Origin of the sequence: Caballeronia sp. BR00000012568055, assembly GCF_029439455.1 — a bacterium.
In the GTDB taxonomy this organism is placed as follows: domain Bacteria; phylum Pseudomonadota; class Gammaproteobacteria; order Burkholderiales; family Burkholderiaceae; genus Caballeronia.
In genome coordinates, this window is sequence record NZ_JAQFVG010000315.1 from 1 (window position 1) to 13,466 (window position 13,466).

The 13,466-nt window shown below is 60.9% G+C and carries 14 protein-coding genes; 10 read left to right on the forward strand and 4 right to left on the reverse strand.

Annotation, left to right across the window (positions count from 1 at the left end; translation table 11 throughout):
- Positions 1–262 precede the first annotated feature (262 nt).
- From P7F28_RS24540 to P7F28_RS24555, 4 genes are all read left to right on the forward strand, one after another.
- On the forward strand, positions 263–907 hold the full coding sequence (locus P7F28_RS24540; RefSeq protein WP_277187369.1) for a MarR family winged helix-turn-helix transcriptional regulator: 645 nt from the start codon (positions 263–265) through the stop codon (positions 905–907).
- A 159-nt stretch (positions 908–1,066) separates the two neighbouring features.
- The gene (locus P7F28_RS24545; RefSeq protein ID WP_277187370.1) at positions 1,067–1,795 is read left to right on the forward strand and encodes a glutamine amidotransferase; all 729 of its coding nucleotides are present in this window, start codon (positions 1,067–1,069) and stop codon (positions 1,793–1,795) included.
- Positions 1,796–1,869: 74 nt separating this feature from the next.
- Positions 1,870–2,982: an NADH:flavin oxidoreductase/NADH oxidase gene (locus tag P7F28_RS24550; protein ID WP_277187371.1), complete on the forward strand. Its 1,113-nt coding sequence runs from the start codon at positions 1,870–1,872 to the stop codon at positions 2,980–2,982.
- A 139-nt stretch (positions 2,983–3,121) separates the two neighbouring features.
- Positions 3,122–3,631, forward strand: coding sequence for an SET domain-containing protein (locus P7F28_RS24555; RefSeq protein ID WP_370467398.1), 510 nt, complete (start codon positions 3,122–3,124; stop codon positions 3,629–3,631).
- Here P7F28_RS24555 and P7F28_RS24560 read toward each other — a convergent pair.
- Together P7F28_RS24560 and P7F28_RS24565 are read right to left on the reverse strand one after the other, a co-directional pair.
- Positions 3,612–5,087, reverse strand: a complete 1,476-nt coding sequence (locus tag P7F28_RS24560) for a sensor histidine kinase (RefSeq protein WP_277187454.1) — start codon at positions 5,085–5,087, stop codon at positions 3,612–3,614. The genes P7F28_RS24555 and P7F28_RS24560 overlap by 20 nt on opposite strands.
- A gap of 89 nt (positions 5,088–5,176) precedes the next feature.
- Entirely contained in the window at positions 5,177–5,863 is a 687-nt protein-coding gene (locus P7F28_RS24565; protein ID WP_277187373.1) for a response regulator transcription factor, read from the reverse strand.
- Positions 5,864–6,019: 156 nt separating this feature from the next.
- Between P7F28_RS24565 and P7F28_RS24570 the strand changes: the two genes are divergently transcribed.
- Positions 6,020–6,250 carry a DUF3717 domain-containing protein gene (locus tag P7F28_RS24570; protein WP_277187374.1) on the forward strand — a complete coding sequence of 77 codons (231 nt, stop codon included), beginning with the start codon at positions 6,020–6,022 and terminating at the stop codon, positions 6,248–6,250.
- A gap of 249 nt (positions 6,251–6,499) precedes the next feature.
- Positions 6,500–7,006: an Lrp/AsnC family transcriptional regulator gene (locus P7F28_RS24575; protein ID WP_277187375.1), complete on the forward strand. Its 507-nt coding sequence runs from the start codon at positions 6,500–6,502 to the stop codon at positions 7,004–7,006.
- Here P7F28_RS24575 and P7F28_RS24580 read toward each other — a convergent pair.
- Positions 6,961–7,494 (reverse strand): class IV adenylate cyclase, encoded by a 534-nt coding sequence (locus P7F28_RS24580; RefSeq protein ID WP_277187376.1) that lies wholly within the window; start codon positions 7,492–7,494, stop codon positions 6,961–6,963. The genes P7F28_RS24575 and P7F28_RS24580 overlap by 46 nt on opposite strands.
- 88 nt (positions 7,495–7,582) lie before the next feature.
- Positions 7,583–8,485, reverse strand: a complete 903-nt coding sequence (locus P7F28_RS24585) for a LysR family transcriptional regulator (RefSeq protein WP_277187377.1) — start codon at positions 8,483–8,485, stop codon at positions 7,583–7,585.
- 100 nt (positions 8,486–8,585) lie between these two features.
- Between P7F28_RS24585 and P7F28_RS24590 the strand changes: the two genes are divergently transcribed.
- From P7F28_RS24590 to P7F28_RS24605, 4 genes are all read left to right on the forward strand, one after another.
- The gene (locus P7F28_RS24590; protein ID WP_277187378.1) at positions 8,586–10,262 is read left to right on the forward strand and encodes a GMC family oxidoreductase; all 1,677 of its coding nucleotides are present in this window, start codon (positions 8,586–8,588) and stop codon (positions 10,260–10,262) included.
- A gap of 333 nt (positions 10,263–10,595) precedes the next feature.
- Entirely contained in the window at positions 10,596–11,375 is a 780-nt protein-coding gene (locus tag P7F28_RS24595; protein ID WP_277187379.1) for an ABC transporter ATP-binding protein, read from the forward strand.
- On the forward strand, positions 11,372–12,133 hold the full coding sequence (locus P7F28_RS24600; protein ID WP_277187380.1) for an ABC transporter ATP-binding protein: 762 nt from the start codon (positions 11,372–11,374) through the stop codon (positions 12,131–12,133). Before P7F28_RS24595 ends, P7F28_RS24600 begins: the two co-directional genes overlap by 4 nt.
- A gap of 85 nt (positions 12,134–12,218) precedes the next feature.
- Positions 12,219–13,433, forward strand: a complete 1,215-nt coding sequence (locus P7F28_RS24605) for an ABC transporter substrate-binding protein (RefSeq protein ID WP_277187381.1) — start codon at positions 12,219–12,221, stop codon at positions 13,431–13,433.
- Positions 13,434–13,466 lie beyond the last annotated feature (33 nt).

The following is a 13,466-nucleotide window of genomic DNA, read 5'->3' on the forward strand; positions in this document are numbered from 1 at the left end:
ATCGCGTTATAGTCGGTGAAAGAGCAGCGCCACTGGCAGGTCATAAGAAGGCGCATAACGAAGAGGTGTGCAATGTCCCCATTCAGGCTGTATCGAATTGTGCGGTACGCCTGAATTTTGAGACGGCGGGGACCACGGTCGAAGGGGATCGTTCGGCAAGGTGCGGCAACGTGCCTCATGTACGATTCGTCGAGTGGGGCGTTAGCGGATGTTTGCGCGAGCGCGCCGTCAAACACAAAAGCGGAACTACAAGCGAAAGATTATGAGTGAAGGCGTATATGGAGAGCAGCCGACTGGGCGGGTGACCCACGGTTTGCTGAGACTGAGCACGGCGATGCGCAGTCAGGCCTGGGAATGGGCAGAGGGCGCGGGGCTCACGCCAACCCAGGGTGAAATTCTCGTTCTGCTGATGCAGCGCAAGGGGCCCATGCGCCTCGGCGAAATCGCACGCGAAACGGCGCTCACCGCCGCGACGACCAGCGATGCAGTCAGCACGCTCGAAGGCAAGGGTCTGGTCGAAAAGCGCCGCGCGCTGGACGATGGCCGCGCCCTCGCGGTGCGTCTGACGACGCGTGGCAAGACGGCGGCGAAGAAGGCGGTGTCGTGGCCGGACTTCCTCTCGAAGGCCGTCGGCACGCTGAAGGACGACGAGCAATCGGCGTTCTATCGCACGCTGCTGAAGACCATCCACCATCTCGAAGAGAAGCAGCAGATTCCGGCGCACCGCATGTGCCTGTCCTGCAGCCACTTCGAACCGAGCAAGAATCCGAAGAAGGCGCAGCATCATTGCGCACTGCTTCAGATCAACATGGCAGATACGGATCTTCGTCTGGATTGTTCGGTATACGAAGAAGCCGACGCCACGACGCAGAAGAAGAACTGGAAGATTTTCGCTCAGATCGCCTGAGCGAAAATTGTCTGAGGTTCCCCGGCTCCGTGTGAGCCGGGATTCATCGGCCAGGGAGACGCTGTGACGCGGCGGCGAGTCGGTTAGACTGTGCCCGTCGCGCCCCGCCGCGTGGAGCGGCGCGTCTCTTTTCCGCATCCGGGCTACGGAAACTTGCTGATGAAACAAGAAGCACTGGCGATTCGCCACGTCCATTTCGAAGATCTGGGCACTCTCGAACTCGTGCTCGGCGAGCGCGGTCACCTGGTCCGTTATCTCGATATCGGGCGCGGGCGGATCGACGCACCCAATCCGCTGGATCCTTCGTTGCTCGTCGTGCTCGGCGGGCCGATCGGCGCGTACGAAGACGCGCACTATCCTCATCTCGCACCGTTGTTGTCGATGCTCGAAAAGCGCATCGCGGCAGGGTTGCCGACCATCGGTATCTGTCTTGGCTCGCAATTGATTGCGCGGGCGCTCGGTGCGCGTGTGTATCCGATGTCGTCCGGCGGGCTGGAATTGGGCTGGTCGCCGCTCAGGTTGACTGAAGCCGGCCGTGCGTCCGCGTTGCGTCATCTCGAAGACAAGGGCACGCCGATTCCCGTCTTCCACTGGCATGGCGATACCTTCGAACTCCCCAACGGTGCCACGCTGCTCGCATCGACCGATAAGTGTGCCAATCAGGCGTTCTCGTGGGGCGAGCATGTGCTCGCGCTGCAATGCCATCCGGAAGTGCTGGCGGATCGCTTCGAGAACTGGCTAATCACGTATCCGGGCGATATCGCTGGAAACGGGCAAACGGTGGTCGCGTTGCGCGAGGAAACCGCGCGTCACGGACCGGCGCTCGAACGCGCCGCGCGCGCTATGTTCGGCGAGTGGATCGACCGATTCGTTAGCTCCGACGCTTAAACGCGCGTTCAGCATGAAAGAAAGTGCGGTGCTATTCTCGATCGCCTCTCTTCATCACGCGACGAGTCCCCGCCATGAGCGCGCTGTTCACTCCTACGACTTTACGTAATCTCCAGCTTCCCAACCGCATCTTCATTTCGCCGATGTGCCAGTACTCGGCCGAACGTGGCGAGGCGACGGCGTGGCACATGATTCATCTGGGCGGTCTTGCGCTGTCGGGTGCGGCGATGCTGTTTATCGAAGCCACGGCGGTGGAACCGGACGGGCGCATCACGCCCGGCGATCTCGGCTTATGGGACGATGCCACCGAAGCCGCGCTGCGTCCCGTGCTGGCGGCCATCCGCGAGTATTCGGATATCGCCGTGACGATGCAGCTTGCGCACGCAGGCCGCAAGGCATCGAGCCATAAGCCGTGGGACGGCGGGCAACTGATCTCGGTGGCGGACGGCGGCTGGATGACGCACGCGCCCTCGGCCATTCCGCATAAGCCGGACGAAACGCCGCCGCTCGCGCTCGATGTGGCGGGCCTTATTCGCGTGAAAGAAGCGTTCGTCGCCTCGGCCAAGCGTGCTGCGCGGTTGGGTATCGACGGGATTGAGGTGCATGCGGCGCACGGGTATCTGCTGCATCAATTTTTGTCGCCGATCGCCAATCAGCGCACCGATGAATACGGTGGCTCGCGCGAGAATCGCATGCGCTTTCCGCTCGAAATTTTCGATGCCGTGCGCGCCGCGTTTCCCGCCGACAAACCGGTCGGCGTGCGCGTATCGGCGACGGATTGGGTGGAAGGCGGCTGGAATATCGACGATACGATCGCGTTTGCAAACGAGCTGAAGAAGCGCGGCGTGGACTGGATCGATGTATCGTCGGGCGGGGTTTCGCCGTTGCAGAAGATCACGCTGGAGCCGGGCTATCAGTTGCCGTTCGCCAAGGCCGTGAAGGAAGCGACCGGCGTGAATACCATCGCGGTCGGTCTGATTACCGACGCCAGGCATGCCGAAGAAATCGTTGCCAGCGCTCAGGCGGATTTCGTCGCGATTGCACGCGCCGCGCTCTACGATCCTCGCTGGCCGTGGCACGCGGCCGCCGAACTCGGCGCAGAAGTGAGCGCGCCGCCGCAATACTGGCGCTCGCAGCCGCGCGAGCAGAAGCATCTGTTCGGCGATGTCGTGTCCGGTCAACGATAAGCGTCACCCATCGCGCGAGGTGTTGAGATAAAGCGCGGCGGGAGTGTACGATAACGATTGGTGCATCGACTCAATACGTTCGATGCACATGAACGCGGCGCCCTCAGGCCACCGCGTTTTTTTTCATCCCGAAGCACTCGTGCGCGGGCATGATTCACCCCACACCGATTCGTTATCAAGGATTCGTTCGATGAGTTCACGCAGGGTCACCGTTCGCCAGTCGGGCGTGCATGGCAAGGGCGTATTTGCCGTGAAAGCAATCGCCAAGGGCGACAAGGTGATGGAATACAAGGGCGAGCGCATCTCGTGGAAGGAAGCCTTGCGCCGCCATCCGCACAATCCGAAGGAACCGAATCACACCTTCTATTTCGCGCTCGACGACGGCCGCGTGATCGACGGCAAGATCGACGGCAACAGCGCGAAGTACATCAACCATTCGTGCGCGCCGAATTGCGAAGCCGAGGAAGTGGAAGGGCGCGTGTTCATTCACGCGCTGCGCGATATCGAGCCGGACGAAGAGTTGAATTACGACTACGGCCTGGTGATCGAAGGGCGCATCACCAAGAAGCTCAAGAAGGAATATGAGTGCCGCTGCGGCGCGAAGAAATGCCGCGGCACCATGCTCGCGGTCAAGTCGAAGAAGAAGTAGGCGGCGGCGTTTCGGCGTTCAGCGTCTTCAGCGGAATCCGCACGATAAAGCGTGCGCCGCCTTCCGGCGCGTCTTCGTAATGCACGCTGCCGCCATGCAGCACGACGATGTCATGCACGATGGCGAGGCCCAGACCCGCGCCGCCTTCCACGCTTTGTCCGTCGCCACGGAAGAAGCGTTTGAACAGATCGGGCTGCTGATCTTCCGGCACGCCCGGACCGTTGTCTTCCACGATCACTTCGCCGAAGCGCCGGCCTTCGGCATCGCGCCATTCATCAACGGTCAGCGTGATCGCGCCGCCGTCTTCGCGTGATGGCGGCACGTACTTCAACGCGTTGTCGATGAGATTCGCCAGCACCTCGCGCGTCAGTACGATATTCCCGCGCACGATCATCGGATGTTCGTTATCGGGATCGTCCACGCGTTGAAAGCCAAGATCGACGTGCGATGCCAGCGCGCGCGGCACCCACTCCGCGCCGGTTTCGAACGCGAGCGCGGCGAAATCGAAGTCGGCGAAACGCGCGGCTTGTTCGCCCGGTTCGGCACGCGCCAGCGACAGCAATTGATTCGACAGCCGCACCGCGCGATCCGCCGATGCACGCAGTTCCTTCACCGCCTCGACGGCTTTGGCGGGATCGCGTGAGCTGAGCGCTTGTTCGGCGTGGAGCTTGACCGCTGTCAGCGGCGTGCGAAGCTGATGCGCGGCATCGGCGATGAACTTGCGTTGCGCATCGAGCGCGGCTTGCAGACGAACGAGCAAGCCGTTCATCGCGCTTGTCAGCGGGCGAATTTCGCTGGGCACAAGCGTTTCATCGACCGGTTCGAGCGAGATATGCGTTTGCTTGTTGAGCGTATCGGCGAGATCGGTCAGCGGGTTGAGCTGCTGATTCACCACGCGCCAGACGATCACCCAGCCTGCCAGCAGCAACAGCAGCAGCGGCATCATGATCGCGAATAAAAACTCCACCGCGATCCGATACCGCGAGCCCACACGCTGCGCCACTTCCACGACGATCGGATTGCCTTTCGGCTGCGGCACGCGCACCTGCGCCGCGCGCACGGACACGCCCTGATAATGCGTCTCGAAGACATACGCGTAATGGATGCGCCGTACCGACGTGCCTTCGAGCGGCAAGTCCGGCTCACCAGCGATTTCCTCATCGCCGGTGCTAATGCGGTAGATCAGTTGTTCGACCGGATCGGAGAACATGGCCTGCGCGAGCGGCGGCACCGTGACGGGTGCATCGACACCGGCAAGCTGGATTTGTTTGGAGATGGCGGTGGCCAGATCCGCGAGCGAGCGATCGACCACGTGTTGCGTGTACTGCCACGCGAGCCAATAGGCCATCAGGCCGCTCATCAGCGCGAGCAGGGACAGCGGCGCGGCAAGGCGGCGCAAAAGCGTACGGCGCAGACTGGGCGGCGCCGGATTCTCGGTGGGCTTCGATCGCGCCAGATCGAGCCAGTCTTCGCGGGCGAATCGCTGATCGCCCGCGCGCCGGGTAGGAAGTCGCAAAACTAAAAAGCCGGACTAAGGCAGGCGAATTACTGCGCCTGCCGGATCTCCTGAAGCAGATAGCCGAAGCCACGCACCGTCACGATTTCCACACGCGTGTTTTCGAGCTTTTTGCGCACGCGATGCACGTACACTTCGATCGCCGTATCGCCGAGATCGCCGCCGAAGTGCGTCAGATGATCCTGCAACTGCGCCTTGCTGACCACGCGGCCGTGACGCAGCAACAGCATTTCCAGCACCGCGAATTCGCGCGGCGACAGTTCCAGCGGACGCTCGTCGTTGAAGATGCGGCGATCGACGCCCGACAGACGCAAGCCGCCCAGCGTCACTTCCGGACGTGGCACGTCGCCATGCGGACCGCTGCGGCGCATGACCGCGCGAATACGCGCTTCCAGTTCCTGCGGCTCGAACGGCTTGAGCATGTAGTCGTCCGCGCCGCTGTTGAGGCCCTGCACGCGGTCGTGCAGTTCGTCACGCGCCGTCAGAATGATCACCGGCGTGTGCCGGTTGCTCTGGCGGAAACGCGACAACAGCGTCATGCCGTCGATACCCGGCAAACCGAGGTCGAGAATGACGAGTTCGTGGCGGTTCTGCGCGAGCGCCTGCTCCGCGAAGATGCCGTCATGCACCATGTCGACCGTGAAGCCGGATTGTTCGAGGCTGCTTTGGATACCGCGCGCGATGGGGCGGTCGTCTTCGATCAGAAGGATTCGCATGAAGTCGCTCAAGTACAATGGGTTGAACCCGAACCATTGCGATAGTGATGTGTTGCGCTAAGCAATCTGGTTCGATCCCGTTTGTTTTCATGCGGCGTTGCGGCGACCGGTTCTCAGTCGCGAGGGGCCGCACACCGAATGTCTTTCTGCCTGGACATGGCCGTTATCTCCATCCACGAACTCGAAGCCGCGATCAATTTCTGGCGCGGCCGTTCGCCCTCTACCAGCGACGAACTGAGCCTCTGCAAAGAGGCGTGCGCGTTGTCCAGGCCCTATGCGCTGCTGATTGTACAGCGTCAGTCCAGCCTGCCTACGGAGCGGCTGGAAGACGAGGCTCGCGCGGCTTGGGAACATTACGAGCGTTTCAAAAACGGCCAACACGACTGAAAGTTTCGCGGGCTTTTTCTTTCGGCGCGCTTAGTAAATGCTTCCATAGCCGCCGATTCCTCTGCGCTTATCGGCCTGCATTGCCTTTCGGGACTGTCATGGTTGGTAACACGGACGTTACCTTGTTTGCGATCGAAAGCAATCAGTAATAACCGCGCAAAACGTCCCTTTTGCGCATCGGGTATGTGATCGAAAGCGCGTCGATGCGATAAAGTCGCAATAACCTCGGCTCTCGCGCGAATCCGCCTCATGCTGGAACTCGACCATTTCGACCTTGCCCTGCTCGACGTGCTTCAGCGCTTCGGGCGCGCCACGCATCAACAACTCGGCGAGCAAGTGCCGCTGTCGCCATCGCAGATTGGGCGGCGCTTACAGCGGCTGGAAGCGATCGGGGTAATCGAAGGGTATCGGGTGATGTTGCGGCCCGAAAAGCTCGGGCTGGGCGTGACCGCGTTCACCAGCCTCAAGCTCAAACATCATGGCGATTCGATCATCGAGCAATTTCAGCAGCAGATCGAAATGTTGCCCGAAGTGCTCGAATGCCACGCCACCGTCGGCGATGCCGATTATCTGCTGCGGATCGTCGCGCCCGATCTGAACGCGCTGTCCGCCTTCGTGATGAAAAAACTGATGCGCGTGCCGGGTGTGGACAGCGTGCGCTCGAACATCGTGCTGACGACGTTCAAGCGCAACGGCCCGTTGCCGCTATCTCACTTGGCCGACGAAGACGCTTCCGGATTGAGCAAGTCCACGTAAGCGGACGGCACCAGGTCGGTTTGCGCCACGCCGAGTTGCGCGAACATGGCGTGTGCTTCCTTTTCGCCGCCGGCTTCGTCGTCGTCCTGGCCGAGCAGCACTTCCAGTTCGATGAAATCGCCCAGTCCGTCCACGCGGTCGAGATGGATACGCGTGCGCCCGACCAGATACACATGCCGTTCCTTCGAAACGATGCCGCGCGTGGTCAACGCCTGCGCCAGCAGCGCGTGCATGGCTTCGGGATTCGTCACGGGACTGCGCGAGTAATACGACACCTTCGGACCATCGCGGTCGTCGCGCTGATAGAAGATCAGTTCGGACGGCGTGCCGTCGTCGAATTGACGCAGCTTGAGGCGGCCGGTCGGCACATCGTAAAAAAAGTCCTGCTGACGGAACACCAACGGTGCGTCCGGGGCCAGCGCCGCGGCGCGTTCGCGCAATTGGTCGAATTGATGAGCGCGTGCCTTGATTTCGATATTGCGTGCCATGCAACAGCTCCTGATTGAAAAGAGGGACTCTGGGCTGAGACTATCAAACATTCGATGAAGCTCGCTTGAACATGGATGCGGCGCGGGTTTACACCGCCCATTGCGCATCGATCAGGCGCAGCGCAGCGGCGATGGCCGGTTCTTCGCGGCGTTCGGCGAGCGTGATGAACGACAATTGCGTCGGCACGGTCACGCCTTCGACGATGGTCAGCGCGTGCGCATGCGCCTCGCCAATCGCGATCGAATCGCGCACCAGCGAGAGGCCGACGCCCGATTTGACGAGATCGAGCATCGACGGCTCCTGATCCACTTCGGCGACGATCGTGGGCATCGCGCCGGCCGCGCGGAAGATGCGCGACAGCAAGCGGTTATGCGCGGACTCGGGTGGCGTCCAGATCCACGGATGTTTCGCCAGCGCAGACCAACTGCGCTTGCCCTTGTTGACGCGGTTGTGCCAGCCCGCCGGCGCGAGCACGCGATACACGAACGGCGTCAGCCGCATCACATGAAAGCGCTCGCCATCGTGCGTGCCGTCCGCCGCGGGATCGCCGATGTAATAGCCGACATCGAGATCGCGCGCTTTCACGCGTTCCAGCACCCAGCCCGACATACCGTGCCGCAGCGCCGTTTCGATACGCGGATACGCCTCCACCAGCGGCCTCAAAAAGCCGCCGAGCCGCAAAAATTCCGGATCGAGAATCGTACCGATACGCAGCGTGCCGCTGACTTCATGCCGCAACGCCGCCGCCGCACGCTGCACATCCGATGCCGCCGCGAGCGCGCGTTCCGCATGCGGCAGCAGCGCTTCGCCATCGCGCGTCAGCAGCAATCCGTGCGATGTGCGCGAGAACAGCACGACGCCCAGCATCTCCTGCAAATTCTTGATCTGCAAACTCACCGCTGGCTGCGTCAGATGCAAATGCGCCGCCGCGCGCGTGAGATTGCCTTCACGAGCGACGGTGAGAAAAGCGCGAAGCAGGGTGTAGTCCATCGACTGATATTAGCGCGTCTTATATCAACGTTCAGCATATCTCATTGGATTCTCAAGCTTCATCGACGTACTCTCGAACGATAAAAATCAGGAGACGGCAATGAAGCAGAACGCGCGCAAGCTCGAAGGCGAATTCGACTACATCATCGTCGGCGCGGGCACGGCGGGGTGCGTGCTGGCGAATCGCCTGACCGAAGATCCGGACGTGAACGTGCTGCTGCTTGAGGCGGGCGGCAAGGACGACTATCACTGGATTCATATTCCGGTCGGCTATCTGTATTGCATCGGCAATCCGCGCACGGACTGGCTTTATAAAACGCAGGCGGAAGCGGGACTCAATGGCCGCTCGCTGTCTTATCCGCGCGGGCGCGTGCTCGGCGGATGTTCGTCGATCAACGGCATGATCTATATGCGCGGCCAGCGCGAAGACTACGACGAATGGGCGCATATCAGCGGCGATCCGAACTGGTCGTGGGATTCCGTGCTGCCTATCTTCAAGCGCAGCGAGGATCACCACGGTGGCGCGAATGAGTGGCACGGCGCGGGCGGCGAATGGCGCGTCGAAAAGCAGCGCCTGAAGTGGAAGATTCTCGAGACGTTTTCCAAGGCCGCGCAGGAAAGCGGCATTCAAGCTACGGACGACTTCAATCGTGGCGATAACAGCGGCGTCGGCTATTTCGATGTGAACCAGCGCGGCGGCATCCGCTGGAATGCGGCGAAAGCGTTTCTGCGCGAAGCGATGCAGCGGCCGAATCTCACCACCATCACCGGCGCGCACACGCAGCGCCTCGTGTTCGAAGGCTTGCGCTGCGTCGGCGTTGAGTATCGCGGCGGCGATGTCGATTACATCGCGAAGGCGCGACGCGAAGTCGTGCTGAGCGCGGGCGCGGTGAATTCGCCGCAGATTCTGGAGCTATCCGGCATCGGCAATGAAGCGCGCCTGCAGCGATTGGGGATCGATGTCGTCAAGCATCTGCGCGGCGTTGGCGAAAACCTTCAGGATCATTTGCAATTGCGCATGGCTTATAAGGTCGATGGCGTGCGCACGCTCAACACACTCTCTGCACGATGGTGGGGCAAGCTGTTCATCGGTCTGCAATACGCGCTGATGCGCAGCGGCCCGATGTCGATGGCACCCTCGCAACTCGGCGTGTTCGCCAAGTCCGATCCGAACGATGCATCGATCAAACGGCCCGATGTGCAGTATCACGTTCAGCCTTTGTCGCTGGAGAAGTTCGGCGAGCCGTTGCATGCGTTCAACGCGTTCACGGCGTCCGTGTGCAATTTGCGGCCGACATCGCGGGGCAGCGTGCATATCGAATCGGCGGATGCGCACAAGGCGCCGCTGATCGCGCCCAATTATTTATCGACGGATCACGACAAGGCGGTTGCGGCGAATGCGTTGAGATTGACGCGGCGCATTGTCGAAGCGCCTGCGTTGGCGCAATACAAGCCGCAGGAGATTCTGCCGGGCATCCAATATCAGACGCAGGAAGAATTGATCGAAGCCGCTGGCAAAGTCGGCACGACGATCTTTCATCCGGTCGGCACGTGCCGCATGGGTACGGATAACGATCCCGCCGCTGTCGTCGATAGCCGTTTGCGTGTGATCGGCGTGCGCGGCTTGCGCGTGGTCGATGCATCGGTGATGCCGAACATCACGTCGGGCAACACGAATTCACCGACGCTGATGATCGCGGAACGTGCGAGCGAAATGATCCGCGAGGATCGACGCAACATCGACGTACAGGAAGTGATTGCCACGGCACTCGCGTAAAAGCGCATGAAATTTTAGTGACGCTCCACATGTTGAGACCGAGATGACACATGCGTGGCGCGAGGATGGCACGCGTATATAGCGGCCTATATTTGCGCGCCATGCACGCTTACCCGCACTTGAACGCCTAGTGCAAATCCCGATAAGTGCGCTGCATCAATGGCGCGACAATGCTTTCGACTCAAGTGATGCTCGGCCTACCTCGCGCACACTTTGTGCAGCACGCAACGTCACAAGCGGCGCGCTGCACGAGGCGTACCGTTGCGCGTGGACAGAAGAAAAAAACGCAGGCAGAGCCGCACGCCTGGCGTTCCACTACGCATGGAAGGGGACATGATTCTCGGCGACACGATTCTGGAAACGCGAGGACTCACAAAGGAATTCAAAGGCTTCACGGCCGTGAATGGCGTGAACCTGCGCGTGCGCCGTGGTTCGATTCACGCGCTGATCGGGCCGAACGGTGCGGGCAAGACCACGTGCTTCAATCTGCTCACCAAATTTCTGACGCCTACTGCGGGTCAGATCGTTTTTAATGGCACGGATATCACGCGTGAACGGCCTGCGCATATCGCGCGGCGCGGCGTGATTCGTTCGTTTCAGATTTCCGCTGTGTTTCCGCATTTGACGGTGTTGCAGAACGTGCGTATCGGACTGCAGCGGCAGCTCGGCACGTCGTTTCACTTCTGGCGCAGCGAACGATCGCTCGATCAACTCAACGACCGCGCGATGGACCTGCTCACGCAAGTCGGCCTCACGGACTTCGCGGACACCAAAACCGTCGAGCTTTCCTACGGGCGCAAGCGCGCGCTCGAAATCGCCACGACCTTATCGATGGAACCGGAACTCATGCTGCTCGATGAACCGACGCAAGGCATGGGACACGAAGATGTGGATCGCGTGACGGCGCTGATCAAGAAGGTATCGGCGGGGCGCACCATTCTGATGGTCGAGCACAACATGAACGTGATCGCGGGCATTTCGGACACCATTACGGTGCTCCAGCGCGGCGAAGTGCTGGCCGAAGGCAACTACGCGGAAGTATCGAAAAATCCGCTCGTGATGGAAGCCTACATGGGCAGCGCCGATGCGGCGCTCACCGGAGCGCACGCATGAGTACGACCGCTGAGGAGCGCCGCTCGCGCGAGGCGAACGGCGCGGGAGCCAGCGTGCCTGCGCTGGAACTCGCCGGGTTGCAGGCGTGGTATGGCGAATCGCACATTCTTCATGGCGTCGATCTGAAGGTGAATCGCGGTGAAGTGGTGACGCTGCTCGGGCGCAATGGCGCGGGCCGCACCACGACGCTGCGCGCCATCATGGGTCTGACCGGACGCCGCACGGGTTCCATTCGCGTGGCGGGCAACGAGACGATTGGTTTATCGACGCACAAGATCGCGCATTACGGGGTCGGATATTGTCCGGAGGAGCGCGGCATTTTTTCGAGCTTGTCGTGCGAGGAAAACCTCTTGTTGCCGCCGGTAATCGGCAATCCGAAAGAGGCGATGTCCATCGACGAAATTTATTCGATGTTCCCGAACCTGAAAGAGCGCCGTGGCTCGCAAGGCACGCGTCTGTCAGGCGGCGAACAACAGATGCTCGCGGTCGCGCGCATTCTGCGCACGGGCGCGAATCTGTTGCTGCTCGATGAGATTTCCGAAGGGCTCGCGCCGGTGATCGTGCAGACGCTCGCGCGCATGATTCTGATGCTCAAGGCGCGCGGCTACACCATCGTCATGGTCGAACAGAATTTTCGCTTTGCCGCGCCGCTCGCGGACCGGTTCTATGTGATGGAGCACGGGAATATCGTCGAGCACTTCGGCGCGGGGGAACTCGAAGCGAAGATGCCCGTGCTGCATGAATTGCTCGGCGTGTAATCGATTCAATCCGACTCGTTTGCTGCACAAGAATCAGCGCATTACCAGTAATACCGCATCAAATCAAAAACTCATGGAGACTGGAATGAAGAAGAAGACTCTCGCGCGCCTCACAACGTTTTGCTTTGCGGCTGCGGCGGCGAGTGTGGCGTTCAACAGCGCTAACGCAGCCGATGGCAACACCGTGAAGATCGGCTTCGTCACCGATCTGTCGGGCTTGTACGCGGATATCGACGGGCAAGGCGGTCTCGAAGCCATCAAGATGGCGATCGCCGATTTCGGTGGCAAGGTGAACGGCAAGACCATCGAACTCGTGTACGCGGACCATCAGAACAAGGCGGATATCGCGGCATCGCGCGCGCGTGAGTGGATCGACCGCGACGGCGTGAATGCGATCATCGGCGGGACGAATTCGGCGACGGCGTTGTCCACCGCGCAAGTCGCGGCGGAGAAGAAGACGCCGTATATCAACATCGGCGCGGGCGCGGACAATCTGACCAACGAGCAATGCTCGCCGTACACCGTGCACTACGCCTATGACACGATGGCGCTCGCCAAAGGCACCGGTTCCGCGGTGACCAAGCAAGGCGGCAAGACGTGGTACTTCCTCACCGCCGATTACGCGTTCGGCAAGGCGCTGGAAAAGAACACGTCGGACGTGGTGAAGGCGAACGGTGGGCAAGTGTTGGGCGCGGTGCGGCATCCGCTGTCGGCATCGGATTTCTCGTCGTTCCTGTTGCAGGCGCAGTCTTCCAAGGCGCAAGTGCTCGGCCTCGCCAATGCAGGCGGCGACACCATCAATTCGATCAAAGCGGCTAAGGAATTCGGCATCACCAAGTCGATGAAAATCGCCGCGCTGCTGATCTTCATCTCCGATATCCACAGTCTCGGACTCGAAACCACGCAAGGTCTCGTGGCGACGGATAGCTGGTACTGGAACAAGGACGACAAGACGCGCGCCTGGGCCAAGCGCTACTTCGACAAGATGAAGAAGATGCCGGGCAGCCTGCAAGCCGCCGACTATTCAGCCGTCACGACCTACCTGAAAGCCGTGCAAGCGGCTGGCACGACCGACAGCGACAAGGTCATGGCCGAGATGAAGAAGCTGAAGATCGACGACTTCTACGCGAAGGGCTACGTGCGCCAGGACGGTTCGATGATCCACGATATGTATCTGATGGAAGTGAAGAAGCCGTCGGAATCGAAAGAACCTTGGGATTACTACAAGATTCTCGCGACGATCCCCGGCGATCAGGCGTTCGGCACGAAGGCGGAGTCGCGCTGCGCAGCCTGGAAGTAAAAACTTGAGCGTGACGACGCGGGCCGCGTGGTC